Source organism: Nonomuraea sp. NPDC049607, assembly GCF_040675375.1.
In the GTDB taxonomy this organism is placed as follows: domain Bacteria; phylum Actinomycetota; class Actinomycetes; order Streptosporangiales; family Streptosporangiaceae; genus Nonomuraea.
Genome location: NZ_JBFAOV010000032.1, coordinates 18,788 through 44,604, shown reverse-complemented (window position 1 = coordinate 44,604; position 25,817 = coordinate 18,788). Strand labels below are relative to the sequence as shown.

Genomic DNA, 25,817 nt, shown 5'->3' with positions numbered 1-25,817 from the left:
CGGGCCTCTCGCTTTGTGTCCGGCTGTCCATGGTCGTCAACGGCGCTCTACGGGCTCTCGCGTCGGATCCGCGTCGGCGCTTAGTCGGCCTCTTGTGGAGGTTTCAGGGCCTCACTGATCAGCTTTCGGGCGAAGTCGTCTTGACCCACGATGCACTTCGCGTAGACCCGTAGAAGCACGTTCACGCTGTGTCCTGCCCACTCAGCGACTTGGGGGGCCGGAACTCCGGCGTTGAGCCACGTCGAGACGCAGGCGTGCCGTAGGTCGTAGGGCCGGGCCGCGAGCGGTGAGGCTGTCTCAGCCTTACTCAGCGCCCCGGTACGAGCCTTCTGCCAGACACGGCCATAGACGCTCTCCGAGAGCGGACCGCCGCGCTCTCCGACGAAAAGGTGACCGTCAGGGCTTACGCCATATGTCGTGAGATGAGCGCGCAGGATAGCCACCAAGGGTGGCGGGATCGGCACAGGGCGGACTGCCGTACGCGCGCGGTGCTTGAGCTCTCGCGACTCCCGACGCTTGCCATTTCCTGTCCAGTCGGCTCCCACTGCCGGCGCCGAGTCGCCGAGACAGAACCATCCCCACTCTTCGTCGCTTTCGACGTCGGGAAGGTCGATCTCGTCGGCTGTTAGGTCCGCGGCTTCCGCCGGACGTAGAGCCGAGTAGTACATGACCGCGAAGAACGCGGTCAGTTGCGCCATGGTCTTTTCGACCTCGGCCAACAGGGCTTCGGCTTGCTGTGGGTTGACCACACGACGGGGAGAGACTTCCTCGGCGACCTTGGGTGTCTTCCACCTCACGCTGATCAGAGGGTTGCTTGTCAGGAGCTTGGCAGGGCTCACCGCATAGTCCAGGACGTTGTAGAAGACGGCGCGTTTACGCGCGATCGTCGTCCCTGCTGCGCTTTTTCCCGTCAGGGTCCTGGAAATGCCTTTCAGCGTCTCCAGGACCACGGCCTCATCAGCGAGCGACGCCACGGGAACTGTGTTCTTCTCCAGCCACGCAACCGCACTGGCGATGTCCTCCGGCACGTCCCCCGCAGCGCGCCGCGGCTTGTGGGCCGCCCACTTAGACACGGCCCGACGAATGTCGGACTTGGACGGCCGGCCGTTCCCACCAGCGAGGAGAGACAGTGTCGCGGTGGCGAGGGCATCAGCGATCGAGCGGCGCGAGTTGGGAGCCGCATCGTCCCACCGATGGTCAACGTAGGCACAGATCAGCGCCCACCACGTGACCGACTGGCCGCGCTGCCCAGCGTGCTCGGCGGGTCGTCCGGTGGCCAGGTCGAACGCCTTCCCCTGCCGAATGGCCGTGAGCAACTCGGCGCGGAAACTCTCGGCGAGTGCCCGCGTCATGAACGTCTCTCGCCAGGGCCTTTCAGCGGTGAGCCATCGCACGGTGTAGGTGTTGCCCCCCTTGTTCTTGTTAGTGAGCACGCGCCACACGCGCACGTCGTAGGTGGTATTCATCAGGCGGTGTCCTCTCGGGAGGCGAGCCAGCGTTCGTACTCGGCGCGGCGGATACGCAGGCTGCCGTTGGGCAGGGTGATGCATTTAGGGGCGCGGCGCTTGGCGCGCCAGTCGTAGAAGGTGGAGCGGGAGATATCCAGTTCGGCACAGAAGTCAGCGACGGTGAGAGGCTTGGTTCCGGTGGCGGTGGCCATGGGGCGTGATCCCTTCCGGGTTCCGTGATCGATGTGGAGCTGCCTCGGCATGGCGGCGAGAGGTGATCGCCGAGGCTGTTGAGGAGGGGCGTGGAGCCGGTTGTGAGGGGGAGCCGTACCAGCCGTACCAGCCTCGTTTTTGCTGGTCAGGGCTGGTACGGCTTTTTCGGTGGTACGGCTTAAGCCGTACCGGGGATGCAAGCCTCATCGCTTTGACCTGCGATGTTGAGGCTGGTACGGCTGGTACGGCTCCCCTTCCCGAAGGGGAGGATTTCGCCGTTCCCGGACGCCTCCAGGTCGGGGCAGTAGCGCGACCAGGCGTCGGTGAAGTCGTCGCGTTGGTAGCCCTTGGCCTGCCCGGTCGGGGCGGGAAACCGGATGGTGGCTGATCGGATCTCGTACTCGCGCAGGATGACTCCGAGTTTCATGGCGGTGAGCCCGTTGGGTCCGTAGTCGGCCCAGGGCGCTTCGGGGTCGGCTTTGAGCCGTTCCAGCAGGGTGGCAGTGGGCAGGGCAGTGTCGGTGCGGAATGCGGTGCGGCAGTCGGTCAGGAGCCGGAGGCGGTTGGATGGCTGGCTGTTGTCGTCGGCTTCGGCGGTGAGGGTGAGGACGGCGGCGCGGGCGCGGTCGGGCCAGTGGCCGCCGGCGTGGTCGGCCACGGTGATGAGTGGTTCCCAGGTGTCGGCGGCGCGGTCTTCGACAGGCATGGCAGGTTCGGCCTGTTCCAAAGTGGCCAGGTCGGCGCGGAGCCATTGGCGTAGGTCGGTTGCCAGCTGGCGGAGCGGGGGCCGGTCGCGGCGGTGGCGGTAGGGGGAGACGGTTTCGCCGGGGGCGCGGCGGCGCATGCGGATGACGACGGCGCGGTCTTCGATGGTGTCGGGCATGGCGCCGATGCCGGCGAGCGCGGCCATGGCGAAGGTGGGGATGCTTTCCACGCGGTTGGTGGCCGCGTCGTAGCGTTTGGCGGGCCGGTTGCGCTGGTGGCCTGCGTTGAGCAGGCCGCGGAGGTCTTCGTTGCCGTCGGCTTTGGGGCCGAAGATGGTGTCGGCTTCGTCCACGAGCATGGTGGGCGGGTCGTCGCTGATGGAGCGGTAGACGGCGGCGCTGCTGCTGTTGACGGTGATGAACGGCTCGTGGCAGGTGGCCTCTACCACGTCCAGCAGCCGAGATTTGCCGCAGCGCTTCTCCGGGGCGCGGATGACCAGCCGTGGGGCGTGCGCCCAGGCGGGTTGAGCATGGGTGGCGGCGATCCACAGCACGACGGCGTTGGCTGCCTCGGGACTCGGCAGGATGACGTATCGGGTGAGCGCGGCCAGCAGAGCGTCCAGCAAGGTCGCGCCGTGGGTGATGGGTTGGTTCACGAGATCAGTGCTCCCATAGTGCGGTGGTGCGGTCATGCGGCGACGGTGCGGGGGCGTTGGGCGCCCGCTCGTAGGCCGGATGCGATGGTGGCTCGGGCTTCGGCCGGTGGTAGTCCGGCGTCGCCCCCTCCCTGTTCCAGCAGGGTTGTCACCTCATGCGGGTCGAGCGCGCCGCCGGCCACGAGTTGGCCCAGGGCGATGGCTGCGAGGTAGAGCGCGCCGTTGCGCTGGCCTATCGGGGCGGTGGTGACGCGCTGGAGTTCGCGGGTGAGGGCGGCTTGCAGGTAGGCGCCGCGCCGCCCGTCGGGCAGCGTGAGGCGGACGGGCTGCGGGGCGGGCCGTGCGGGAGGTAGAAGCTGCTGGAACAGGGAGGGAGGGAGCGGGGTCGGGGTGGTGTTGTGCAGTACCTCGTAGGTGCCGGTGCCGTCCGGCAGGTCCACGTAGCTGCCAGGTCCGAGGACGTAGCCACCGTGCGCGCGGGTGTCGATCAGCCATCCCAGCCCGCCGCGGTCGCCTTCGGTATTGCGCAGCTCGGGGCCTTCGGGGGCGGCGTAGTAGAGGTGGGTGCCACCGCGCCGGGTGCGAACGGTGAATGTCTCGAATGGCAGGCGTTGGCCAGCGCGTTCGCACAGCAATGCCAGGACGTCGGCGCCTTCGGTGATGCCGGGGAGGTCCCAGGGGGGCGGGGGGCGAAGCCCCTCCATTCCGGGTTTCGGCTTGTCCAGGTCCACCACCACCAGGCGGGATGGTCCGCACGCGATGCCGACGTTGTACGGGGCTCGCGACCACCAGCGGCGGATCAGCTCGGGGTCGGTGGTGGCGTTGGCCTCCCAGTCGGTGAAGCCCTTGACTGGCGGCTTGTCGCCGACAGCGGCGGGGAAGACGTGCCAGCCGCGAGCGGCGGCTGCCAGGGCGTAGCGCAAGGTCGGGGTCATGAGGCGACCCCCAGGGTGGCGGTGGCTTGTTCGTAGGCGGGTAGCAGCGCGTGCAAGGCGGCGATGGCCTGTGCGGGGAGCACGCCGTTGCCCAGGGCGTGAAGTTGCTGGTTGCGGGTCAGGCCGGGGGTGTCGGTGACCCATCCGGGTGGCAGGCCCATCAGCCACTCGACGAAGACGGGGGTCAGGCGTCGTCGATGGTCAGTTGGCCGGGGAGCTGCGCGGCCGGTGATGGCTTCCCAGCGGAGGATGGCGGGGCCGTAATCGCCCCAGTCAGAGTCGGGTTGCCCCGCGCGTAGGTCGGACTCATGCGCTCGCTGTCGGCTCTGGTCGGGGTCGGCAGCAGCGCGGCCACTTCCGCAGCCAGGCACAGGCCATGGCGTCCAGCCTCCTGCGACGGGGTGCGCTTGGTCTGCCGGTTCTCCCGCTCCGATGCGCGGGGCGTAGGCAGCAGGGAGACCGTGTGCCGCAGGTTCATCCCGCCCTGGGCGGCGTGGCCAGCCCCAGTGCCCTCCGACATCGTGGGCGTCGCGTAGCCGGCCCCCTTCCAGTCGCGGGCTGCCGGGGTCGGCAGGCCAGGCCAGGCAGAACCAGCGTTCGCGGCGGTGAGGGGCGCCGACGTCGGACGCTCGTACACACGTCCACTCCGCATCGAACCCGAGCGCGGCAAGGTCAGCGGCGACGATGTCGAGTCCGGGACGCCGGGCAACGATCGCTGCCACGTTCTCAAGCACGATGAGGCGGGGTCGTAGTACACCCAGGGCATGGGCGATGGTGAGCCAGAGGCCACTTCGGGTGCCTTCCTTGATGCCGGCGCCGCGTCCGGCGTAGCTGAGGTCTTGGCAGGGGAAGCCCGCGGTGAGGATGTCCACGGGCGGTGTGGTGTCCCAGTTCACGGCGGTGATGTCGCCGAGGTTAGGCACGCGGGGGAAGCGGTGGGCGAGGATGCGCGCGGCACCGGGGTTAGGGTCGGCGACCCACGCCGGGCGGGCGCCCAGGACTGCGCAGACGGCCAGGTCGAGCCCGCCGTACCCGGTGCACACCGATCCGACGGTGAGTGGCGTTCCCGAACCGGTCATCGGTTCAAGCGGGTCGTAGGTCATGATGGGTTCACCTCGTGCTCGTTGCGGGTGTCGGGGTGGCAGGGCGCGGCCACTGTTCTTGGCGGAGTAGAGGCCGCGCCCCGCTCGTAGCGGTGGTCAGCGCGTGGCGGGCAGGCATGTGGGATAGGCCATGGTGGGTCGCTTGGTGCAGGCGCGGATCTGAGCAGGTGTTGCGGACCGCTCGAAGGCTTCCGCGCGGTTGACGATGCCGATCATCAGGACCCGGTCGCTCTTGGTGCCCATGACGAGCCCGGCGCGGTCGGTCTTGGACGCAGGCGGCGGCGGGGGGCTGCTGCATGCGGTGGTGGTCAGGGCGGCGGTCAGGAACGCGGCTGTGAGCAGGGCGGACATCATGTGAAGCTCCCGTTTGTCGATGTGTGGCCGGGGTCAGCGGATGTTGAGCAGGCGGGCACCGAGGCGGGTCTTACGGCCGGTGCCGGTGCAGGTGGGGCAGTAGCCGAAGGAGTGCGCGAACAGGCGACTACGACGCTCGCCGGTGCCCTGGCAGGGGCGGCAGTGGGTGTAGGGGTGGCGCTTGAGGCTGACCCGGTAGGACGCCAGGAGGATGAGCGCGAGCATCGCCAGGGCGGTCAGGCAGACGGCGATCGTCGCGAGCGTGGTGAAGATGGACGGAGTGGTCATCGCTAGTCCTGGTGGCTGTAGGGCTCGGCGTACCGGCGGCCGAGGCTGGTAAGGGTGATCCGGCGGTCGGTGGGTGTGGTTTCGATGTGTCCGAGGGCTTCAAGCTCGGTCAGGGTGTCGGGGCCGACGCCGGCGTCGTGCTGGAGCATGGCGAGGGGGAGAGGGCCGTAGGCGCGTAGGTGACGCAGAGCGCGGTAGGGGGCGGCCAGACGGTCAGCGGCGGTCTTGCCTGCTTTCGTCAGGTGGATGCGGAGCAGGGGGTTGTCAGCGGTCTGCATGCTGATCGGGTAGTTCTGCTGTGTCTTGTGGAGCCGGCCGGTGATGTATCGGAGGTCGGCCAGCAGCACCAGATCGGCGCGGTCGGCGCCGGTGTGCGTGCGAAGCTGTGTGGCTCGGAAGCCGACGCGGGTGGCGGTAGCGCTGTAGGTGGCCAGGTAGCGCAGGACGCGCCATCCGGCCGAGGGCAGTCGCAGCGGGTTCACGTTCGGGTTGCCCTTCCAGGCAGAGGGTGGGCAGGCTCGCGCGCACGGCTGCGCGTGGGATGCAACCGCGAAAGTTTTTGATCTTGAGTTGAGGGGGCCACGAGGGGGGCCACGCCTCAGTGAAGTGGGGAGCCACGCAGGGGCCACGAGGGGGGCCACAGTGGGGGCCACGAGGGGGGCCACAGTGGGGGCCACGCGCTGTGGCCCCTGCTCTGAGCTGTAACTCTCTCCCCCAGCCCCCGCCCGTGGCCCCGCAAAGGGGCCACGGGATCTTGAGGATCAGGGCAGTTCGGGCCGCTCCTGCATCAGGTAGCGTTGCCGGTCGTCGTCGTAGGCGCCGATGACGCCGGCCTCGGACAGGCGTCTCATCTGCTTCTGGAACCAGGCGCGGGAGATGTCGGTGGTCTCCCACAGCACCTTAAAGTCCCCGGTGCCGACGTCGCGGGCGCCGTCGTCCCACAGCTCATGCAGGCGGTCCATGAGCGCCGCGCCGCGCTGCTCCGGGGTCATCTTGGGCTCGGGCGGGGCGAAGGTCAGCGGCGGATCCCCTGCGGGGAAGTCGGAGATCTCGTCATCCAGGCTTACGTTCACCTCGGGGTCGGGGTCGTCGGTGTTCAGGTACTCGGTAGCGACGTTGCGCACCTCCTCATCGTCGTCGGGGTCGTCGTCGGCCGGGTCTGCGGCGGTGCCGTCGTTGATGGCCGGGAGCGGGGCGGGTGCGGCCAGCGCGCTGGCGGCCAGCCGGGACAGGGCGGCGGTCATGGGGTCGATCTGCTTGTGGATGGCGGGGAAGGCGGCGGCGTGAGCGCGCATCTGCTCATTAGCGCGTTCGTCGTCGAAGGCGCCAGTGGCGCTCATCCCCCAGGCGTAGGTTCGCATCGGCATCGTGATCCGGTCATCGGGAATGGACGGGGCATCGAGGTAGGCCATGCCGGGCTGCTTGTTGCTCCACAGCTCGGGGCGACACCCGGCGTCTTCCTGGGCCTCGGACAGGCCGAAGGTGGCATCGGCGGCCGAGTCGACGCCGAAGCACATCTTGGCCAGCTGGCCGCGGGCGATCGTGGGCATCTGGGTCCAGTCGCTGCGCTGCAACGACAGCACCACGGTGCCGCCCGCGCTGCGGATCGCCTTGATCAGCGACAGGAACTGTTCTTGCTGCTTGTCGGTCAGGGCGTCGTAGATGTCGGGGAATTCCTCCAGCCACAGCACCCAGTAGGTGAGCCCGCACCCTTCGGCCCACTTCTGCAGGCCCTTGGCCGATAGCAGGTCGGTGCGCGGCTTGATGTTGGCCTGCATCTCCGTCAGCAGGTCCTTGGCACCTTCCTTGGTGGTCTCCAGGCGGTGCAGGGCGGCCTTGAGCGGTCCGAGCGTCTGCTCTCCCTTGGTGATGTCGATGGCGAACACGGCCACGTCCCGGCGGGTGACGATCTCTCCTAGCAGGTTCCAGGCGCCGCCGATGGACTTGCCGGCGCCGGTCTTGCCCATGATCTGCACATGGTGGCCGACGATGACGTAGGCGACTTCGTCCAGGTCCTGCCACAGGCCGGGCCGTACCGGCTCAGCGATCGAAGCGCCGACGCGCGACGGGCCGGGCCATGCGATCGGCTGCTTCATCACCCGCGGGTCGGAGATGACCACCTTGGCCTTGCTCGCGTCGTCGGGATCGACACTGGTGACGATGGAGCCGGGCGGCAGCCCGATCCCCGACTCGACGTAGGGCACCTTCTTTTGCAGGTCGTCAGCGATCTGACGGCCTTCGGCAAGCTGGACTTCCCCGGTCACCTTGTGCGCCGACGCCTGAATGGTGCGAGCCTGCACCGACGGCATGCCGGCCTTCTCAGCGCCGCGGCCGAACAGGAACCCCAGAGGGTCGGACGCCGCGCCGCCCACGTCGATCTGCTTGGCGCGGATCACGGTGCGGATGTTGAACGACAGCGCGAACGCCACCCCACCGATCAGGATCAGCCGCCCAGTGACGGTGCTGGCGGGGCCGTTGATGGTGGCCGCGCAGACCCACAGCCCACCGGCCAGCGTGGTCAGCGTGGTGTGCGCGCGTCCGGTCAGGCTGCGGGCGTGCGACTGACGCCAGGTCAGCGCGGTCAGCGCGAGCACGCACGTCATGATCAGTGCGGTGGTCCAGGCGATCGTCTGCGGGTCGTCGCTGGCGAGGGTGAAGTGGAAGGCGGCGCCGAGGCCGAACAGCAGCACGCCGACCAGCCAGGGCGGGAAGTACAGCAGCGCTTTGGACACCTCACGGGTAGCCACCTGCTCCCAGGATGAGGAGTCCGGGACTGCGGGCAGCGTCGCGGGCGTCGGCGGGGCGGTGGTGCGGGCCATCAGGCTTCCTCCTTCCAGTTGAATTCCTGGCGCCGCTTATCGGGCTTGGCCGGCGGCAGCACCTCCACAAACTCCTTGCGGAACTGGGCGTGGAACTTCACCAGCTCCACCCCGGCGCCGCGCTGGAGTTCGGCGGCGCGCTTGAGCCGCTTGACCACCCGGCGGGCGCGGCGGCGCACGTCCGGGGCGCCGAACACGCTCAGCACCGGGTGGCCCTTGAAGCTGCGGATCAGCACCGCGTACAGCTCATCGGATCCGAGGGCGAACTCTTCACCGAGGTCACGGGCCAGGTTGCGGCCGACCTGGGCGTAGCGGGTGATCGCCGAAGGACCCTCCCAAGGGATCGATGACAGCTCGGGGATCCGGCTCCGGCCGGGTTTGGCGGTGTTGTCGGGAGTGCTCACGAAGGGTCTCCTTCCGGAGAAGAGGCATCGTCGTTGCCGCCGCCGGGGGCGTTGTCGGCGGGCCGGGCAGAGGTTCGGGTTTCGCGTACGGCCTGGCACAGCAGCGCGGCCAGATAGACCAGGCGGCGGGTGCCGAGCAAGGCGGCCAGCAGCGCATCGAGCGCGCCGAACAGCAGGGCGGCGCACGCCCGTATACGGGCCAGCCACGGCCAGACCAGCCAGCCGAGCACCGCCCCGTACAGCCACCAGCGCAAGCCGTACACGTCCGGAATCAGCCCGGACACCAGCAGCAGGGCGGCCACCGCCACGGCGGTGCGCGCCAGCACACCGGCCGGGCGTACGGGACGGGCGTGACCAGAGCCAGCGGCAGCCGTACGCGGGGCGGCGTCGGTGATGACGTACACCGTGTGGGGTTTGGTCATGACGATCACTGCCCCCCGCGCTGCGTACGGCCACCCGTACGCTTGCCGCCCGTATGGGCAGCCGTACGGGCGGCGGGGGGACGCGACAGCCGTACGGCCAGCACGGCGTGCCAGGTACGGGTCAGCGGGGCGGCGATCAGCCCGGCGGTGAAGCCGGACAGCCACACCGCCACCGAGGGGGGCCACGGGGTCAGCTCAGCGGTCAGCAGCCCGACCGCGGCAGACAGCAGGATGAGGGTGACCAGGTTCCCCACCAGCAGTTCCAGGAAGTTGCGGCGGCGGCTCACTGGGCCACCTCACCCTCACCGGCGCCATGGCCGGTGTGCTTGTCAGCGTCGCCGGCGTGGGTGTTGGTGGTGGACGGCTGATCGTGGGCGGCCAGCGCCCGCGCGTCCCGTACGGCCTTCTCACACCACGAGCGGCGATAGCCGGAACGGGTCTCAAGGTCGTCGTAGTCGGGCTCCCACTGGCTCCCGTCTGCTTCGGTCGTACGGATCTGGCGCGCGAGTTCGGCGATGAAGGCCGTACGGTCCACACGTTCCGCCCGCTCCGTACGGTCGGCCCGTACGGTGGCCAGCTCGACCACGCCCGTACGGGCGGCGGCCACCGCACGCGGCGCCGGACCCGTACGGGGCGTGTGAGGGACGCGCGTGACTTGCTCCACCCGTACGGGCTCCTCCCTCACGCTCGTCGGACGGGACGGGTTCGCCGTAGGCGCGTTGTCCGTACGGGCCGGGGATGCGGCGGGTACCGATTCCGACGCCGGTTCGGTGGTGTCGTCGCGGGCGCACAAGGCCATCAGGTGAGCCAGCGCTCCGAGTGCCACCGGCGGCACCATGCTGACCGCGACCACCAGCACCCACCGGGAGCTGCCCAGGTGCAGCACGCCGGCTTCAAGCGCGTGGTAGATGGCGTTGCCGATGATGGACACCACCACGGCGCCGACCGCGTGGATCAGCGCGTGCTTGCGGGTCTCAGTGCTGTACTTGGCGTTGACGGTGATCCGGGTGGCCACCGCGCCGTAGGCGTCCACGCACAGCGGCAGCAGCCACGACAGCGAGATCTCGATACCGCCGGGCAGGGCCAGGGCGGCATCCCATCCGGCCAGGTGCCCTAGTCCGGCTTGTGCGGTGAAGGAGGCGATGACCGCGGCGGCGGCCACGACGCCGACACCGCCGATCGTCCACCAGTCGCGCCGGCGGGTGATTTTCACGCGACCACCGCCGGGTGGACGGAGTAGTGCAGCACGACGGACCTGCCGCGCAGGTGCTCGGGGATGCCCTCTTTCAGTACCTGCGTCAGCAGGTTCTCATGACGCATGCCGACGGGGACGGTCACGTTGTGGCTGCTGGTGGATATCTCCCCGTGGCCGCTCTGCACCGTGATGACGATGAACAGAGTGCGGGTGGCCTGCTTGGGGGTGGCGCCGTTGGTGGACGCGGCGTTGCCCTGGGTGCTGCCCGTGGTGTTGGTCGGGGTGGTCATGCGGCGCTCCTTTCAGCGCAGTCGTTGCAGATGCCGAGGTGGCGGGCCAGCACGTAGCCCACGTCGCGGGTGCAGTCGGGGCAGGTGCGGCGGGCGGTCAGGGCCTTGCCAAGCGCGGCACGCTGTCGGGCGGTCGGGGTGCGCTTGGGCAGCGCCAGCCGGACGTCGTACAGGTAGGCCGCGCGCACCCCGCCGCGGGCGCGGTAGCGGCGCGAGGCCCACAGGACCTGTCCCTGTACCTCCTGACCACCGGGGCGAAGCCCCCGCGCGGTCAGCTGGCGCATCGTGAGCAGGTGCGCCGGTGCCATCTGCCACGGCCACGACGGCAACCCGTAGCGCTGACCGGTCGGGTCGAAGAATCGGGCCAGGATGCGGCTCACGACGCGCCTCCTTCAAAGACGCGTGTCACCTCGGCCAGCCTCGCCAGCGTCTCTCCCAGCGCGCGGTGCCGGGGTCCCTCCTCATCGGGAAGCCGGTACCCGTGCGTTTCCAGCGCGCTCAGAACGTCACTGACCAGCCCGAAGGTGAAGCGGGCATCCTCGTTGTGGGTGTTCTCGACGGTTGCCATCACGACCTGCCCCCGTCCTGCTGGGATGTAGCCCAGTCCGGGGCAGGGCCGAAGCTGGCTGCCAGGGCGTTGCCCAGCGCCACCCACAGCGCCCACGCCTCATCGGCGCGCAGTCCGGCGCGCTGGTTACCGATGCACAGGTACACCGGATAGGAGCCGCCGGTGCGCACGGTGATCCGCGCGATCCCGGACTTGTTCCACGGCGCCGGCGCCGTGACGGTGAAGTAGCGGACGTCCATCACGCCACCCCTCGCACCGCATTCGGTGACACCGGCGCGGACATGTCGCGGAGTTCCTCGGGCGTCAGCCCCGCCCACACCCCTGAGGCCGGACGCTTGTCCAGCGCGGAGAGCAGGCACGAGGCCCACACCGGGCAGTCCGCGCACACCTCACGGGCCACCTGCTCACGCGCGGCCCGCTCGTCGGCGGGCTCGTCGGTGAAGGCGTCCGGGCCGGTGTGCAACTCGGGGTCGAACCGGCACGCGGCCTCATCGGCCAGATGCCGCGGCACGCCCTCGGTGACGGCGGCCAGCAGCGCGAGAGCCGGATGCGTCACCGGCAGGTCGGCGCTCATTTGCCGGCCTTCACGGCGCCGTTGTTGCCCTGGCAGATCGGGCACGGATACGGGCCGGAACCGGGGTTCCAGATGGTGCCATTGCGGCAGTCGGACGGGCAGCAGTCGGACTTGGTCATGCCGCCGAAGCGGTTCATCATGGTGATGCTCCTTGTGGAGTGAAGGGGGCGGCTCGTGTCTTGGCGGATTCGGGGCCGCCCCCGGAGCGAACGGATCAGCGCTGGACGACGGGCTTGTCCAGGTCGCGGTGATGCAGGGTGACCGACAGGCCGTCTCGACGCAGCCGGTTGGCCAGGTGTTGTGCGAAGACTGGAGCGCGGTGTCGGCCTCCAGCGCAGCCATCGGCCACGATGACGGTTCCGGCGCTCGGGCCGGACAGGAACGCGGTCACAGCGGTGGCGGTGGCCGTCAACAGGTCGGTGATGCCGGGCGTGCCCAGCACCGTGGTACGCACTGGCTCATCGTGCGCGGTCATGTGCCGCAGCTCAGGCGAGATGTGCGGGTCCTTGAAGTGGTGCCGCAGGTCGATGGTCAGATGCGCGGACGGCGGCTCACCGTGCAGGTAGCCGAACGACACGATCTCAACGGCAGGCATCTGGTCGGCGCCTAACCGAGGTTGCCGGCGAACGAGGCTAGAGCGTCGGCCACCGCCATCAACCCGTTGAAGGCGTGGGTGGTGGCGACGGCGGCCTTGTCCGGCTGACGTACCACGAACACCAGAGCGAGGCCGACGAGCACGAACAGCAGGAAGCGACGCAGCGGTTTGCGGTCGGAGTACATGAGTGGATCCCTCCTCAGAGACGGGAGACCTGAGTGAACTCGGGTGAACGACACGATCAGTGCGCAGGGGCGTGACCTGCGCGGGCCGCCTTTTCACGGGAGGCGGTGACCCATTTAGTTGTCAGGCGTCGAGTGCGTTCGGCCCGTCGGCCGGAGCGGTTCCGTCAGCGTCGGCGTGCGATCCCGTCGGATCGCCTTCCGAGTGCCTCCGGTCGTGCAGTGAAAGTGAGGTATGCCTCACCTCAGTTGTTCGACTTGGCCTGACGTGGCAGGTATGCTGCCGAGGAAACGCCAAACGTTTGTCGATGGCTCTGATGATGGACCCGCGAGGGCTCGGTGTCAACAAACGTCAAACGTTTAATGTTTCGACTCGGATAGCAAAACGGCCAAAGAGGGAGAAATGGGCACTCCAAGCAAGCTGGGCTTCCGTCAAATCGCCATGCAGCTCAGGCAGGAGATCATCGAAGGCGTCTACCCGACGGCTTCCGTGCTCCCGCCTGAGCCGGTTCTCGCGGACAAGTACGGTGCGTCGCGAAGCCTCGTCAACCGAGCCATGCAGGTACTTGCGGCGGAGGGCATGATCCGCCCCAAGCAAGGGAGGGGAACGATGGTGACCTACATTCCGCCGATGCTTCACTCAGCAGCCCGCTACGCACGTGCGGCACGCGAGGGCTGGCAGGCACGTGGCGCATTTGATGCGGAGGTGCGCGAACTCGGGCTGGAGCCGCGGCACGAAATCACTGTGGAGCGTGCCATGCCGCCAGACGACGTCGCCGACGCGCTCGGATTGGTGCGCGGGGAGGAGAACGCCCTTGTGCGGCGTCGCCGGCTGCTGGCGTCCGGCATCCCCGTGAGGCTCAATGCCTCGTGGTTCCCGCTCTCCATCGCGGAAGGCACCGACCTAGAAACCGAAGGGCCGAACATCCGGGGCGGCGTGAAGTCCGCGCTGGCCGAACTCGGCTTCGCCCAGATCGAAGCGACGGAGCGCATCCACGTCAGGCCTCCCACGGACGGGGAAGCGGACGCTCTGGAGATCAGCCCCGAGCGCACGGTTCTCGACATCTTCCACGTAGGGAAGACGGAATCGGGGCAGGCTGTCGAGGTGACTACGACGGTGACACCCGCTCACTATCTGGTGATCGAGCACACGTTCCCGCTGAGCTGACGTACGGCCAGACCACTCGAAGGAGACGAGCGAGATGACAGCTGTGACCTTGCCGATCCGCGCCCGCGCTTTGGAGCTGGCCGACGCGGGCCAACTGCCCGCCTATATCTACGACCTGGCCGACCTTGACGCCCACATGGCGGCCATCCGGTCGGCCATGGGCGACATCGAGGTCTACTACGCCGTAAAGGCCAATCCGGACCCGAACCTGATGAAGGTCATCGCGCCCTATGTCGAGGGTTTCGAGATCGCGTCCGGGGGAGAACTCGCGCACGTGCGCGAGCACTTCCCTGAAGCGCGCGTCGCCCTTGGCGGCCCCGGCAAGACGGACGCCGAGCTGTTCGCTGAAGTCCACCGGCTCCACATCGAGAGCCCGAGTGAGATCCGACGCTTGGTTGCCGCAGGCCGTTCGGCTGACGTGCTCCTTAGGGTCAATCTCGACATACCCATCAGAGGGGCGTCTCTGGCGATGGGCGGGGGTGCCACGCCATTCGGCATGGACCCGGAGGGCGTTGCCGAGTGTCTCGACATGCTCAGAGGCCAGGAGGCCATACGGCCTCGCGGAATCCACGCCCACCTGGCCAGTGGCTTGGACGCACCTACCATGCTCGAACTGGCCAGTGCGATTCTCGACTACGCCCGTGGCCTTAACGTCACGGAGATCAACCTCGGCGGTGGCATGGGCGTTTCCTACACGGACCCGGAATCACGATTCGACTGGCAGGCATACGGCGCAGGTTTGGCCGCTCTCCGACGCCCCGGCGAGACATTGCGCATCGAGCCGGGCAGGTCCATGTCGGTCTACTGCGGGAGATATGTCACGAGGGTCATGGACGTGAAGCGCGTTCATGGGGAGCTGTTTGCCGTCGTGGCGGGCGGAACGCACCACATCCGGACCCCTGCAACCAAGGGGCACAGTCAGCCCATGGTCGTTGACGAGGCGGGGGAGCAGACCACGATTGTCGGGCAGCTCTGCACACCGAAGGACACACTGGCGCGTCACGTACCAGTGAGCCTGAAGACAGGAGATGTCGTGGAGTTCCTCATGGCTGGCGCCTATGCGTGGAACATCTCGCATCACGACTTCCTGATGCATCCGAAGCCGACCTTTCACTACGTCGGCTGAGTCTGACTCTGCGTCGAGCGCCCCGGAGAGCAACGGCTTCTCCGGGGCCTTCTGCCGACAGCTGTGCCCGATCGGGTGTTGACCAGGGAAGACGTGACGCAGGACCGGGGACACTGCCGGGGGCAGGCTGTTCCCGCTGTCCCCGATGAGCCAGGTGACGCTGAACGGACCTCTTCCAGAAGGGCCGCCGCCTACGTAGCTTCGGACTACAGGAGCCACCAGGGGGCGATCATCGAATGCGGGAACCGGCCTATGTCCGCATCGCGGGCCAGTACGCACGTCGCATCCGCAGCGGGGAGCTTCCGCCCCGCGTGCAATTGCCAAGTTACAGAGAGCTTGCCGAAGAGAACGGCGTCTCGGAGATCGTAGTTCGCAGAGCTCTTGACCTACTCAAGAGTCAGGGGCTTGTTCAATCTGTACAGCGGCGCGGTGTCTTCGTTGCTGGCGGACCCGAGCGCCAGGCGGAGTCGCCTGACCATGTATCGGAGCAAGGGACTACGCTGGCCGCGCTTGCTCTGGAGATCTCGAACGTTCAGGCAAGGCTTGCCGAGATCGAACGTGATCACGGGGCGAAGTTGGAAGAGATCCTTAGGATCCTTCGTGGCCAGGACAGCTCAAGCCTGTAGCGGTTTGGCGGATCAGGCTTCGGCTGAGCCGTTGCGCGCCTGAGAGCATCGCTAACAAGACCAACTTTGCCTTGATGTTAGGACATCAGGTCACCTCTGATAATGCTTCCATGGCCGTCCTGGCGACCTGGCATCCCACCGTGATCGTTCGCTGGCTTGCTCCGCGGCAGATCCGTCCCTAGCAGGGGTGCGAAGCGTGCTTGAGTGACCAAATGCGTGACAACGGTCAGAGCCGAGCATGGGCGTTAGTGGACGGTGGTGGACGACCAGGCCCATGTTGTGGGGTAGGGGTGTCCCCAGAAGATACATGAGACCCGAAGGAGTACTCCTTCGAGTCTCATGGGGGCGAGGTGGTGGTGCTAAAGATTTTTCTACCTTCTACGCGAAGCAGGCTTAGCAGGGAACTCGTATGGGTTATGGGTGCCCCAGGCTGGGACCATCTCAGATGGGGCATCGGATGCGGCTAGAGTAAATAGCCCTCTAATGTCAGCAATAGTCACTGTGGAGTGGCTAATGCGAATGAGTCCTGCGTCCTTCCATTTTTTGAAGACTCGGGCGACCGACGCAGTGCTGATACCAATCCATCCAGCGATATCTGGTTGGGACAAGGGTGGGGCCAGCGCGGCCTCTCCTTCGCCCGGCTTATGCTCGCCGTATCGGTAGAGCAGGCTGATCAGTAGCAGCGCGACACGCGTCTCGACCGCAAGATGGGTAATAGCATGGATCCAAGTAGCCGTATGTAGTTGCACACTATGCCTGTGTGCGATGTGATCTCTAAGGGATGGCTTCTTATCGACGATCTCTCGGACGCTGTGGAGGGGGATTTCGAGGATCTTTCCTCGCTTGAGAACCGTGCCGATACATTTCCCTTGCCCTAGCCAAACAGGGCTAACAGGACTTGTTGCGTGGAGCCCGCTTAGGAGATCGTCGGGACCCACGATATCTAGTACGGCTCGCGTGCTGCCGGGATTTTCGACTTCGAGTCGGACCCAGCATCCCGAGCGCAAGATTATCATGGCGGGCTGATTCGACATTATGATGTCGCCTCGGTATACGTTCTTTTGCGTGCTCCTGCGTAAGATCAGGGCCCGTTCGAGTTGAGAGAGGCTGGACCAGAAGGTTATCTGGCCGGCACGGCGTACTTTTGGAGTCATCGCCTTAGGGTCACTGCGTGCCGTAGAGCGCATATAGGACGGCCGGGAGCGCCGTGATGACAACGGCGAAGGCCAGTAGAATGCGAGCGACTCGCTTGGAGTCCACGGCTGAGAGCCTGACAGCGGCATATCCGACTATACAGACAATCAAGACAATAACGACAGCTCCTACTATGAGAGCATGTGTATCTCTCACTCATATCCCCTTCCCTTAGCTGCTTTGCCGAGCGCTTTTGTCAGGACATAGCGGCGTGGTAGGACCCGCTATGGGGAAGACAATAGACCAGGGGCGCGATAGGGCGATCTCGCGCTGGCGCGGTGTAGCAATCTGAGGGGTTCGGTGTGTCTGAACTGCAAAAATACTCCTCCGAGCGCCTTGAAACCGTGTCGAGCGAGTGGATTGCACGGTTTGGTTTTCTCTAGCTCGGATGGGCGTACTTCTACCCCGCACAGTGGATCCCGACATATCGGGCACGAAAATCAACTAAGGTGGAGGATGCTCGACCTAAGCCTCTTTGCCGAGCGCGACAGGACGCAGCGTAGGGAGGCGGAGGCGGGGGTGGTAGCCCACCTCCGCCTCCCGGTCGTCGGGATCAAAGCCGTGTGATGGCGATGTGGTCAACGCTGGCGGTTGCCCCTTACTTCCGAGATTGGTCCAGTTGTGGATCAGCTTTAGCATCCAAACCGGAGGCCGCACGGGGCGGGCTGAGAGGGCAGTGACTGTTCCGCTGCCGACCGCCTGACCCTCGCGGTTACCGCTTGTGCGTCGTATGCGCGTCGCCATGCCAGTGTGGCAAGCAGTGTAAGAGGAATCTTCCCAGGTCAAGCCCTACTGGATAGCTCGGTAGACAGTGCTCTGTAAAACCGTCGGCTCAGCCTACGCAAGTTCGAACCTTGCACCTGCCACCAGCAGCAACAGCAGATCAGAGGCCCTTCGGGGCCTCTTCTGCGTTTCAGGGGTGTGCAGCCGTGAGCCGCGGTAAGCGGCTGCTTGTCGCTGGTCACGCAATATCCGCGCAATGATCTTGAGGTGTGTTCCCCCAGGTCGAGCGGGGCTTCACGTAGATCGATGTGTCCCGAAGACGAGAGAAGGGCCCCGGACGATCTCCGGGACCCTATGGCGCGCATGTTCACGCTGCTCGAAGCTGTTCGTCGATCCACTGGCGAGCGGCATCCCAGCTTGTGAACTCCTCCAAGTGCTCTCCGCTCTCAGCATTGAAGACGTGGTACCGGCGCTTGCCCTCCTTGCCGGTACGGATCAGGTCATACGAGCCCTCGTGCGAGCGGTACCAGATGCACTCCCCACCCTCTGCGCGTCGCGAGGTAGGTGATGCGTACGTAAACGCGTACTCGCTAACCGTTCGATCCGACATGGGCTGGATCGTATCTTCGTGCTCCTCCCAAGGGGGGATATCTGAGGGCTCAGGCTGCCAGAGCGTCATCGATCCTCCGGTTCGCGATCTCTTGGTGGCCGTCGATGCACTTGGCGTAGACCCGGAGGAGGACATCGGCGCTGTGCCCCGCACGTTCGGCCACCTCTGGGGCCGGAACTCCCGCGTTGAGCCAGAGGGACACCGCCGCGTGTCGGAGGTCGTACGGTCGTTTGGCGAGCGGAGAGGCGACCTGGGAGGGCGTCAGGGCGAGCTTGCGGGCTTCTTGCCAAACCTCCGTGTAGGCCGTCAAGCGGCGGCGCGGCGCGTCGCCGTACCCCCGGCCCTCCGCCCGCCCGCCGTCCAGGCGTGCGGCCTGAGGGCCGGTCCCGGACGGCGGCGGGACACCGGGCCGGGCACCGCACGCCGGCCCCGCCGTACGGACCGAAGGCTCCGACCGGGGTTGCCACGCCGCCGCGCAGATGCAGCCCTGCGATCGCCACTGCCTGGCCGGTCGCCATATATGGCTGGGGGCGATCGACGATCCGTGCTTCGTTCCTCAGCACGGCTCACCGAGTTCTCTGGTTCCCCGCTCGCTTCTTCTGCGGCGTTTCCCGTGCCGTTAACGGCGCCCCCATCGGGCGAGAGCGCGAATGATGGTAGGGATGTCCTCTCGGCGCGCACGCATGAGTGCCACAAGGCCGAGCACCAGCCAGGGGAGAACTGTGATCAGGACAGCAAAGGGCAATGACACGACAGAGCCACCTCTCGGAATCGGTGTCTGTCGCTGGAGCCTGCAACGCATCATGCACGGCGACCGTGCACCCACAAAACAGAACCCAGCGTCCAGAACGCTGAGCTGAGAATCACATGTCGCATCGCTCCCGTCAACCATCCAGGTCAGCGGCTGATTGTCGTGCATTTTCGTCGGCTGGCTCTGCCTTGCGGGATAAATGCCGGATGATCTTCCCTGGCGCGGGAGGGGTGAGAGCCGTACCCCGAGGTCAGATGCCTGATGCGGTCAGGAACGTCGGCCCGCTGTAGACCGTCGGCACCTCGCCGGCGTGCCCGTAAGGGCGGTCGACGAGGGGAGTCGCGGGGAAGCGCGGACAGGATGACTGCCCTCGTTGAGCTGCACCGAGGCAGGCACAGAGATCGTGTGCCTAAACCGTCCAAACTGGTGGTGTGCGTTCCGGCTACGCGACACTGCACCGTCGAGGATCAACACTCTGGTGGATCTCCGCCGACTGCGTGGAGCGCATCGATGTACCCGCCACCGACGTCGAACCGTGTGATGTCCGTCGTCTTGTTCGTAGAGCATGTGAGCGCCCAGTCCGCGGCCGGGCCGATCTCTTGGAGACGCACTCGCTTCTTCCGGGTGATCCCGCGAGCACGGCCGATAAAGCAGACACGCGGGTCGATCCTCTCGATGTAGATGGCCACGAGAGGAAACGCTTTTGTCAACGTTGTGATCAGGCCCGTGGTGGAATCCAGGTCGATCCCCGCCAGAGGCGGGGGGTACTCCCCCCGCAAGGTAAGGGCGCGATGGGTCATGGTCGAACCCTTCCAACCTGAGCGCGCTGCGTGCTCGATGTCGCGGAGGCGTATAGCCGAGTAGCCATCGAGATGAAGTTCGTCAGAGATGGTGTGCAGCAGTGCCCACTTACGGCCAATGGCCACCACGTAGGCATCAAGTCGATCCACGTGCTCGATCTCACGGCTGATCCTCACGGGGTCACCCGAACGCCTTGCCCTCTTCAGGTTCGTGAGAATCGTCCCCTTGGCCATAGCTCCGGATCGTCCGACTTCGGACATCTGATGCTCATCTGGTTTCGGGCCGTCCTGGATGATCAGGAACATCGGTACTGCAGCGAGTACTGCGAACAGAGACACACATCGACTCACAGCCGGTTGCGGTTCGGGTTGCAGTACACGGCCGTTCAGACCTGTTCAGGAAGGACGACATACAAGCGTTGACCTGTATTGAACGATCTGGAACAGCTCGAACTGGATCTTTAATTCGCAGGTTATCTTATTCGTGGTCGGGCGTTGCGCCGCAGCAGCCCGAGGCCGTCGAGGAAGCTCAAGATCCGGTCTTCTCTCTGTAGGTGCCAGCGGCCTAGTCTTCGCGCTTATGGCTCGCACCACTTCCAAGCCCTCGGTCGACATCACTCAGGTGTTGTCCGAGTTGCGCACGTACGCAAGAACAGCTGTCCGGCTTCACCCCCGGCCTGGAAAGCCAAGTGTGCATGACAGCCATATTGGAGGCCCGCTGCTCTGGCCGTCCAATGAGCCGTGGCCGGCATGCGACCGAACAGTGCAGGTACAGGCCGCGCCCTTCGGCCAGCCCGGCTGGCTGACGATGCTGGACCGCGTCCCGGAGAGTCCGATCCCCATGGTCGGTGTCGCACAGTTCTATGCACGCGACATTCCGGAGATCCCCTTCCCTGAGGGAACCGATCTGCTTCAGGTGTTGTGGTGTCCCAATGAACACGACTTGGACGACACGGGACCCGCTCCCGCTCCGCTGCTGGTCTGGCGCCGCGCCACCGACTTGACCGATGTCCTCGCTGAACCGCCGATGCGGGATCACACCACGCCCGACGGTGGGCCTGATACCCCGGTGGCCGACCTCAGCCATGGGGGCTACCTGCCGCGCCCCTGCGTGCTTCATCCCGAACGCGTCATCGAGTACCCGGATCCCGAAGAGCTGCCAGAGCATCTCCAGACGTTCCTGGACGCATGGGAAGACACTTCTGAGCACTCCTACCATTCTCAGTTGTCCATCGCGCCGGGCTGCAAAATCGGAGGATGGGAATCATGGCACATCACCGACATGTACGAGCTACCCTGCGACGTCTGTGGAACGGAAACAGAGCCACTCCTGAAACTTGCCAGCAGCGAATGGGATGGCAGCGAATCCCGATGGCGTCCCCTTGAAGAACGCCACCTCGATTGGGGCACGCCCGAATGCCAAGAGACGCTCGAACCCACCACGCTCCAGCTTGGCCGCTATGCCGCGCTCACGATCTTCCTCTGCCCGCGATCCGCCGAGCATGGCTACGTCTGACCATCCAGTAGCCACGGATCAAACCGTATGCCTTGGCGGGCGCTCCGCGTGGTCCGCGTGCAATATACGTGCAATGATCAGGGGCTTCTTGGTGTTGGGACACGGCTCTACCGCAGGTAGAAGGCCGCTTTTCGGCCGCAAGGGTCACGCGCTGTAACCGTCGGCTCAGCCTGCGCAAGTTCGAACCTTGCACCTGCCGCACGAGCAAAAAGAGGCCCGTCGCCAGCGGAAACGCGGGGACGGGCCTCTCGTGTCATGTCCGGCTGCCCACGGCGATCAACGGCCATCTACGGTTGATCGTTCCCGATTGATCAAGGGGGGGGAACAAGTGATCGGAGCCGGACGCATGAGGTCCGGCAGCAGCGAGCGGCGGGATGGTAGGTAGTGGCAGAGATGCGCAGGTCGAAGGCCGGTGACGCACGGCCGGTGGTGTACTTGCTGGTCGGGCTGACCGGTTCGGGCAAGACCACTTATGCCCGGCAGGCTTTGGAGCCGGCCGGGGTGCTGCGGCTGTCGGTGGATGAGCTCGTCTACCAGCGGCACGGCCGCTATGGCGTGGACTACCCCGAGCAGGAGTACTTCGCTCGGGAGGCGCCGGCGGTCGCTGAAGTCCGTGAGCGGCTGGTCGACCTGGTGAGGGCCGGGAAGGACGTCGTTGTCGACTGGGGGTTGTGGCGGCGGCGTGACCGTGAGGAGTGGAAAAAGCTGGTCGAGCAGGCGGGAGGCCGGTGGAGGCTGGTGTATTTCGACGTGCCTCGCCGTGAGCTGCTGCGGCGGTTGGTCGAACGCAATCTGCGTGAGGACGCCGACGCCTTGACGGTGACGTCGGAGGCGTTGAACGACTTCTACGCCCGGTTCGAGCCCCCGGGCGAGGACGAGTGCGCCGAAGTCCCGTCCGGATGGTGAACGTTGGCGCAGGTTGAGTGGGGGAGATGCCGGGCGGGCTGGTTGCATCAGCCGGTTCCGCCCGGCCCGGGGTCAGCGCCGGGCGAGTAGCACGCGGGACTCGGCATCCTCCGTCAGTGGCCCGTCGTGGGCGGGTGCTGCAGCAGCGTGGTGGCCGCGTCCTCGAACTCCTCGATCCGGTCGCCGAACAGCGAGCGAGCGGCGAACGAGGTCGAATACAGGTAGCCGATCACTTGCTCCGGGGTTCAGATGCGTTTGAGCAGGATCCGGTGCTGGTCCATCCAGTGGAAGGCGCGGCAGTGGTCACCAGGTCCGCGCGCCAGCCGGGACGGGGCGGGGTGAAGTTCTCAGCCTGCTGGTGGTGCGAGCGCAGTCCATCGGCGAGCGCCAGGTTGGAGGCGACGGTGAGCGCTGCGACCACGTCCGCTCCTGGCTTGGTAAGCGGCGACACCTCTAGCTTGTTGTTCCAGACGATGAAGGTACAGGCGTGAGGAAGCTTCTTCTGCCCGGGTTTCAAGGTGCACACGTCATGGCCGCGGACATAGGCGGACAGCACGGCAACCACGGTGTCTCGGTCGCGTGGCGAGTGGCCAGCCAGACGTTGGAGTGCGTAGATGCCGCCCAGGCGTACGTCCTGCCTGGCTGAGCCGAGCTGCTCGGACCACAACCTGGCCGGCGGCTGGTGGGCGATGCACTTCGACGGGGAGCACCCGGCGCACATGGTGTGCTGGGACGCGCCCACCGTGGACGACGCTCAGGCGCTGCTCGCCGGCTCGTGCACGCTGTGGGCGAACCTCGGACAGGAGTGGAGCGTGCCGTGGGAGACATGGGTGGTCTGGTCGCTGGTCCGCGGGAATTGCCGGCCGCGCATGCGATGGATCTGGGCGGCGGCGGCGATCGCGGCCTCCTCTACCGGTGACGGCACGCGGCGCTGGCCGTCCTGCCCCTGGCCGCTCTGTCCGTGCTGGCCCCGCATGGCCTGGCGTGCGGATGGCGCTTGGCGATCGCGGTCGGGGTGTTGTCCCGCACCGGGGTGACCCGGGTCGGATCCGTGCTCGACCTGGTGGCCGACGTCCACCGCGTCCGGCAGAACCGCCGCCGCGCTCGAAGGGACCCGCCATGACCACCCCTGGCTCGGGCCCGCACGCCGTCCGACCTGTGCGAGCTGACAGCCCAATGGCTGGAGGGCCACATCGGCCACCCGGCTACGGCGGTCCGCCCGAGGAGGAGACCCTCCCGCACATCGCCACGCTCGCCGGGGTCACCGGCATCTTGTTGGTCGAGGTCACTTTTCCTTGATCGCTGCCTCTACCAGGGCTCGTGCGGCCCAGGTGATCGTTTCCTGTTCGGCCTGGGGGTCGAGGCCGCGGACGTCGCGCAGGGCGATCTGTGCTTCCCAGCCGACCACGATGGTCAAGGCCGAGATCAGGCGTTGGAAGGACTCTTCGCTGAGGGTGCCATGGAGCGGTTGGCAGGCCTGCTCGAGCCATTCGATCCGGCGACGGGTGCGCTGTGGGGTGGCCGTGCCCGGGGCGACGTCGGGTGGTGGGTCGACGGTCAGCCGGATGAGGCGGCGGCCCAGGGGGAGCGACTGGGGTGAGTAGGCGAGCAGGGTCCGGGCGAGGGCTTCCACTCGGGCCGCGGCGTCGCCGGCGAGCGCAGGGTCGGCCAGCGCCTCCTCGACGGGAGGCTCGTTGATCGCGCCGGCGGTCGCGTCGATCAGCAGGTGGTCCAGGCTCGGGAAGTACATGTACACCGTGCGGCGGGACACGTCGGCGGCGGCCGCGATCTCGTCGACGGACGGTGTCGTTCCGCCGGCGCTCAGGTGGACCGCCGCGTCCACGATCGCCTTGCGGGTCCGGCGGCGCTGCGCTTCGCGGCCGCTACGGCGGGCTGGATCGTCGCTGCTCATCGTGGCTCTGTCGCTCCTTGGGTCGGTGGTGGCCGCAGATCTTGACGCCTGCTCACCGCTAGAGTATATCTTCATGCAGTGATTGCACAGCAGTGCAGTGATTGCATGTGAGTTCAATGGAGTTCCAGGGTCTGTATGACGTAAGTCACATGAGTGGCGGTGTCACAGAACTCGGACCTCCGGCATCTCATGGCCGAGCCGACAACAGCAGCAAGGAGCAATTCCATGGAAAGCCGCCTGAACCTCTTCGCCAGCCCGGTCGTCGCCAAGGCCCTGGGGCACTACGGCGCGGCGGCCCCGGTGCTGATTCAGGAGTCGGCGCTGCCGGCCACGACGCAGAACCTGGTGATGCTGCGCGCCAGTCAGATCAACGGCGACGGCTATGCCACCGACGTTCACGGCAAGAACGCCGCACACGCTGGTGAGACCATCGCGCGGCTGAACCTGGTCGCCGTCTGGCGCGAGTCGACGGTGTTCACCGACGCCGAGCGCGCCGCACTGGAGCTGACCGAGCAGGGCACCCGCATCGCCGACGGCGCCGGTGGCATCACCGACGAGGTCTGGGCCGACGCCGCCAAGTACTACGACGACGACCAGCTGGCCGCGCTGGTGGCGTTCATCGCCCTCATCAACGCCACCAACCGCTTCGCCGTCATGAACCGGCAGCGGGGCGGCTCCTACCAGCCCGCCAAGTGACGATCCGCACCCCATCCGAATGACAGACAACCCCGCGAGCAAGGACTCAGTCATGGAACGTTTCGACCTGTTGGCCAACGAGCTCGGCGCCAAGATCGCAAAGCGGATCTACAACGTCGCCGTGCTGGTGGAGAAGTCGCCGCTGCCCAAGGCCACCCAGGACCTGGTGATGTTGCGCGCCAGCCAGATCAACGGTTGCGGCTTCTGCGTCGACTATCACACCAAGGACGCCACGGTCGCCGGTGAGAGTGCGACCCGCATCCATCTGGTCGCCGCCTGGCGTGAGTCGACGGTGTTCACCGAGGCCGAGCGGGCCGCGTTGGCGCTCGCCGAGGAGGGCACCCGGATCGCCGACGATCATCGCGGCGTGTCGGATGAGACCTGGGCCGAGGTGCGCAGGCATTACGACGACGACCAGATCGTCGCACTGGTCACCCTGGTTGCCCTGATCAACGCTAACAACCGGCTCAACGTGATCGTGCGCAAGCCTGGTGGTTCCTACGAGCCCGGCATGTTCGCCGACATGGCCAACTGATCGGCGCCCACCGTCGCCAGCCCGGTGCGCGGCTTTCCTGGCCTGCGCAACGCGGAACCGCGCAGTTGAGGCGCGATCAACGACGGATCTGACGGTCCGTCGGTCCGCCTCCCCCGAGTCGAGCGGCGGCAGAGTGGGCCGAGTGTGGGTGTCGGGTTTCTGGTCGCTGTCGATGAGGGAGCCAAAGAAGAAGCGGCGGCCGGTGGGCCACGGCAGCAGGATGCGGGTGGCGAGGTCGGCCGGCCCCCGGCGGCGCAGCCGCTTGGTCAGGTAGCGGTGCCAGAATCCGGTGACGGTCTGCCGGGCGTGCTCGTGGGCGGGCACCGGGCCGGGGGTAGGGGGCGTCGGGGACGTGCCGGCCGTCCACGGGGCAGGTGAGGACTCCGGCGGCGCGCAGCGTGCACAGGCGGTGCTGGTCGTTGGTGATCCCGTCGTGGCCATCGTCATTTGACAGGCCGTGGGCCAGGGCAGGCTCGACCACGGCACCAGCCGTATCCCGTTGAC

The 25,817-nt window shown here is 66.7% G+C and carries 34 protein-coding genes and 1 pseudogene; 8 read left to right on the top strand and 27 right to left on the bottom strand.

What is annotated here, in order from left to right:
* Positions 1-80: 80 nt before the first annotated feature.
* The 21 genes from AB0J97_RS40305 to AB0J97_RS40205 all read right to left on the bottom strand — a co-directional run bounded on the left by AB0J97_RS40305 (position 81) and on the right by AB0J97_RS40205 (position 12,753).
* The gene (locus AB0J97_RS40305; RefSeq protein ID WP_364099250.1) at positions 81-1,466 is read right to left on the bottom strand and encodes a tyrosine-type recombinase/integrase; all 1,386 of its coding nucleotides are present in this window, start codon (positions 1,464-1,466) and stop codon (positions 81-83) included.
* Positions 1,466-1,660 carry a helix-turn-helix domain-containing protein gene (locus tag AB0J97_RS40300; protein ID WP_364099247.1) on the bottom strand — a complete coding sequence of 65 codons (195 nt, stop codon included), beginning with the start codon at positions 1,658-1,660 and terminating at the stop codon, positions 1,466-1,468. Before AB0J97_RS40300 ends, AB0J97_RS40305 begins: the two co-directional genes overlap by 1 nt.
* A gap of 179 nt (positions 1,661-1,839) precedes the next feature.
* Entirely contained in the window at positions 1,840-3,057 is a 1,218-nt protein-coding gene (locus tag AB0J97_RS40295; protein WP_364099244.1) for a DUF3631 domain-containing protein, read from the bottom strand.
* Complete coding sequence (locus AB0J97_RS40290; protein WP_364099241.1) at positions 3,054-3,956, bottom strand: bifunctional DNA primase/polymerase; 903 nt, start codon at positions 3,954-3,956, stop codon at positions 3,054-3,056. Before AB0J97_RS40290 ends, AB0J97_RS40295 begins: the two co-directional genes overlap by 4 nt.
* The gene (locus AB0J97_RS40285) at positions 3,953-5,059 is read right to left on the bottom strand and encodes a DNA cytosine methyltransferase (RefSeq protein WP_364099238.1); all 1,107 of its coding nucleotides are present in this window, start codon (positions 5,057-5,059) and stop codon (positions 3,953-3,955) included. Before AB0J97_RS40285 ends, AB0J97_RS40290 begins: the two co-directional genes overlap by 4 nt.
* 96 nt (positions 5,060-5,155) lie before the next feature.
* A complete protein-coding gene (locus tag AB0J97_RS40280) occupies positions 5,156-5,413 on the bottom strand; it encodes a hypothetical protein (RefSeq protein ID WP_364099235.1) in 258 nt (85 codons plus the stop codon).
* Positions 5,414-5,446: 33 nt separating this feature from the next.
* On the bottom strand, positions 5,447-5,701 hold the full coding sequence (locus AB0J97_RS40275) for a hypothetical protein (protein WP_364099232.1): 255 nt from the start codon (positions 5,699-5,701) through the stop codon (positions 5,447-5,449).
* A gap of 2 nt (positions 5,702-5,703) precedes the next feature.
* Positions 5,704-6,183 (bottom strand): hypothetical protein, encoded by a 480-nt coding sequence (locus AB0J97_RS40270; protein WP_364099229.1) that lies wholly within the window; start codon positions 6,181-6,183, stop codon positions 5,704-5,706.
* Positions 6,184-6,462: 279 nt separating this feature from the next.
* Entirely contained in the window at positions 6,463-8,520 is a 2,058-nt protein-coding gene (locus tag AB0J97_RS40265; RefSeq protein ID WP_364099226.1) for a hypothetical protein, read from the bottom strand.
* Positions 8,520-8,924 carry a hypothetical protein gene (locus AB0J97_RS40260; RefSeq protein ID WP_364099223.1) on the bottom strand — a complete coding sequence of 135 codons (405 nt, stop codon included), beginning with the start codon at positions 8,922-8,924 and terminating at the stop codon, positions 8,520-8,522. The genes AB0J97_RS40265 and AB0J97_RS40260 overlap by 1 nt, the downstream gene beginning before the upstream one ends.
* A complete protein-coding gene (locus AB0J97_RS40255) occupies positions 8,921-9,346 on the bottom strand; it encodes a hypothetical protein (RefSeq protein WP_364099220.1) in 426 nt (141 codons plus the stop codon). The genes AB0J97_RS40260 and AB0J97_RS40255 overlap by 4 nt, the downstream gene beginning before the upstream one ends.
* A 5-nt stretch (positions 9,347-9,351) precedes the next feature.
* Positions 9,352-9,633, bottom strand: a complete 282-nt coding sequence (locus AB0J97_RS40250) for a hypothetical protein (RefSeq protein WP_364099217.1) — start codon at positions 9,631-9,633, stop codon at positions 9,352-9,354.
* Entirely contained in the window at positions 9,630-10,559 is a 930-nt protein-coding gene (locus AB0J97_RS40245) for a DUF2637 domain-containing protein (RefSeq protein ID WP_364099214.1), read from the bottom strand. The genes AB0J97_RS40250 and AB0J97_RS40245 overlap by 4 nt, the downstream gene beginning before the upstream one ends.
* Positions 10,556-10,831, bottom strand: a complete 276-nt coding sequence (locus AB0J97_RS40240) for a hypothetical protein (protein ID WP_364099211.1) — start codon at positions 10,829-10,831, stop codon at positions 10,556-10,558. Before AB0J97_RS40240 ends, AB0J97_RS40245 begins: the two co-directional genes overlap by 4 nt.
* Entirely contained in the window at positions 10,828-11,211 is a 384-nt protein-coding gene (locus tag AB0J97_RS40235) for an RRQRL motif-containing zinc-binding protein (protein WP_364099208.1), read from the bottom strand. The genes AB0J97_RS40240 and AB0J97_RS40235 overlap by 4 nt, the downstream gene beginning before the upstream one ends.
* The gene (locus AB0J97_RS40230; protein WP_364099205.1) at positions 11,208-11,399 is read right to left on the bottom strand and encodes a hypothetical protein; all 192 of its coding nucleotides are present in this window, start codon (positions 11,397-11,399) and stop codon (positions 11,208-11,210) included. The genes AB0J97_RS40235 and AB0J97_RS40230 overlap by 4 nt, the downstream gene beginning before the upstream one ends.
* Positions 11,399-11,638: a hypothetical protein gene (locus tag AB0J97_RS40225; protein ID WP_364099202.1), complete on the bottom strand. Its 240-nt coding sequence runs from the start codon at positions 11,636-11,638 to the stop codon at positions 11,399-11,401. The genes AB0J97_RS40230 and AB0J97_RS40225 overlap by 1 nt, the downstream gene beginning before the upstream one ends.
* Positions 11,638-11,973 carry a WhiB family transcriptional regulator gene (locus AB0J97_RS40220; protein ID WP_364099199.1) on the bottom strand — a complete coding sequence of 112 codons (336 nt, stop codon included), beginning with the start codon at positions 11,971-11,973 and terminating at the stop codon, positions 11,638-11,640. Before AB0J97_RS40220 ends, AB0J97_RS40225 begins: the two co-directional genes overlap by 1 nt.
* Positions 11,970-12,113 carry a hypothetical protein gene (locus tag AB0J97_RS40215; protein ID WP_364099196.1) on the bottom strand — a complete coding sequence of 48 codons (144 nt, stop codon included), beginning with the start codon at positions 12,111-12,113 and terminating at the stop codon, positions 11,970-11,972. Before AB0J97_RS40215 ends, AB0J97_RS40220 begins: the two co-directional genes overlap by 4 nt.
* Before the next feature lie 74 nt (positions 12,114-12,187).
* Complete coding sequence (locus AB0J97_RS40210; RefSeq protein WP_364099193.1) at positions 12,188-12,568, bottom strand: RNase adapter RapZ; 381 nt, start codon at positions 12,566-12,568, stop codon at positions 12,188-12,190.
* An 11-nt stretch (positions 12,569-12,579) separates the two neighbouring features.
* Complete coding sequence (locus AB0J97_RS40205; RefSeq protein ID WP_364099190.1) at positions 12,580-12,753, bottom strand: hypothetical protein; 174 nt, start codon at positions 12,751-12,753, stop codon at positions 12,580-12,582.
* A 400-nt stretch (positions 12,754-13,153) separates the two neighbouring features.
* Between AB0J97_RS40205 and AB0J97_RS40200 the strand changes: the two genes are divergently transcribed.
* The 3 genes from AB0J97_RS40200 (at position 13,154) to AB0J97_RS40190 (ending at position 15,670) form a co-directional block, all read left to right on the top strand.
* Complete coding sequence (locus AB0J97_RS40200; protein WP_364099187.1) at positions 13,154-13,918, top strand: GntR family transcriptional regulator; 765 nt, start codon at positions 13,154-13,156, stop codon at positions 13,916-13,918.
* Between the two features lie 34 nt (positions 13,919-13,952).
* Entirely contained in the window at positions 13,953-15,044 is a 1,092-nt protein-coding gene (locus AB0J97_RS40195; RefSeq protein WP_364099184.1) for an alanine racemase, read from the top strand.
* Positions 15,045-15,280: 236 nt separating this feature from the next.
* Positions 15,281-15,670, top strand: a complete 390-nt coding sequence (locus tag AB0J97_RS40190) for a GntR family transcriptional regulator (protein ID WP_364099181.1) — start codon at positions 15,281-15,283, stop codon at positions 15,668-15,670.
* A gap of 371 nt (positions 15,671-16,041) precedes the next feature.
* Here the strand turns inward: AB0J97_RS40190 and AB0J97_RS40185 are convergent, their stop codons facing one another.
* The 3 genes and pseudogenes from AB0J97_RS40185 to AB0J97_RS40175 form a co-directional block, all read right to left on the bottom strand.
* Positions 16,042-16,686: a Crp/Fnr family transcriptional regulator gene (locus AB0J97_RS40185; RefSeq protein WP_364099405.1), complete on the bottom strand. Its 645-nt coding sequence runs from the start codon at positions 16,684-16,686 to the stop codon at positions 16,042-16,044.
* 1,560 nt (positions 16,687-18,246) lie between these two features.
* Positions 18,247-18,504: pseudogene (locus AB0J97_RS40180) on the bottom strand (site-specific integrase); the annotation flags it as partial.
* Positions 18,505-19,415: 911 nt separating this feature from the next.
* The gene (locus tag AB0J97_RS40175) at positions 19,416-20,054 is read right to left on the bottom strand and encodes a hypothetical protein (protein WP_364099178.1); all 639 of its coding nucleotides are present in this window, start codon (positions 20,052-20,054) and stop codon (positions 19,416-19,418) included.
* Positions 20,055-20,328: 274 nt separating this feature from the next.
* Between AB0J97_RS40175 and AB0J97_RS40170 the strand changes: the two genes are divergently transcribed.
* Both AB0J97_RS40170 and AB0J97_RS40165 read left to right on the top strand, forming a co-directional pair.
* Positions 20,329-21,264: a hypothetical protein gene (locus AB0J97_RS40170; RefSeq protein WP_364099175.1), complete on the top strand. Its 936-nt coding sequence runs from the start codon at positions 20,329-20,331 to the stop codon at positions 21,262-21,264.
* A 393-nt stretch (positions 21,265-21,657) separates the two neighbouring features.
* Positions 21,658-22,170: an ATP-binding protein gene (locus AB0J97_RS40165; RefSeq protein ID WP_364099172.1), complete on the top strand. Its 513-nt coding sequence runs from the start codon at positions 21,658-21,660 to the stop codon at positions 22,168-22,170.
* A 229-nt stretch (positions 22,171-22,399) separates the two neighbouring features.
* Here the strand turns inward: AB0J97_RS40165 and AB0J97_RS40160 are convergent, their stop codons facing one another.
* Positions 22,400-22,726 carry a hypothetical protein gene (locus AB0J97_RS40160; protein ID WP_364099169.1) on the bottom strand — a complete coding sequence of 109 codons (327 nt, stop codon included), beginning with the start codon at positions 22,724-22,726 and terminating at the stop codon, positions 22,400-22,402.
* 198 nt (positions 22,727-22,924) lie between these two features.
* On the bottom strand, positions 22,925-23,095 hold the full coding sequence (locus AB0J97_RS40155; protein ID WP_364099166.1) for a hypothetical protein: 171 nt from the start codon (positions 23,093-23,095) through the stop codon (positions 22,925-22,927).
* Between the two features lie 72 nt (positions 23,096-23,167).
* On the opposite strand from AB0J97_RS40155, the gene AB0J97_RS40150 reads away from it, so the two are divergent.
* The gene (locus AB0J97_RS40150) at positions 23,168-23,293 is read left to right on the top strand and encodes a hypothetical protein (protein WP_364099163.1); all 126 of its coding nucleotides are present in this window, start codon (positions 23,168-23,170) and stop codon (positions 23,291-23,293) included.
* 162 nt (positions 23,294-23,455) lie between these two features.
* Here AB0J97_RS40150 and AB0J97_RS40145 read toward each other — a convergent pair whose 3' ends face one another.
* Positions 23,456-24,082, bottom strand: a complete 627-nt coding sequence (locus tag AB0J97_RS40145) for a TetR/AcrR family transcriptional regulator (RefSeq protein ID WP_364099160.1) — start codon at positions 24,080-24,082, stop codon at positions 23,456-23,458.
* 225 nt (positions 24,083-24,307) lie between these two features.
* Between AB0J97_RS40145 and AB0J97_RS40140 the strand changes: the two genes are divergently transcribed.
* A complete protein-coding gene (locus tag AB0J97_RS40140; protein ID WP_357710740.1) occupies positions 24,308-24,778 on the top strand; it encodes a carboxymuconolactone decarboxylase family protein in 471 nt (156 codons plus the stop codon).
* A 52-nt stretch (positions 24,779-24,830) separates the two neighbouring features.
* Positions 24,831-25,313: a carboxymuconolactone decarboxylase family protein gene (locus AB0J97_RS40135; RefSeq protein ID WP_364099156.1), complete on the top strand. Its 483-nt coding sequence runs from the start codon at positions 24,831-24,833 to the stop codon at positions 25,311-25,313.
* Positions 25,314-25,817 lie beyond the last annotated feature (504 nt).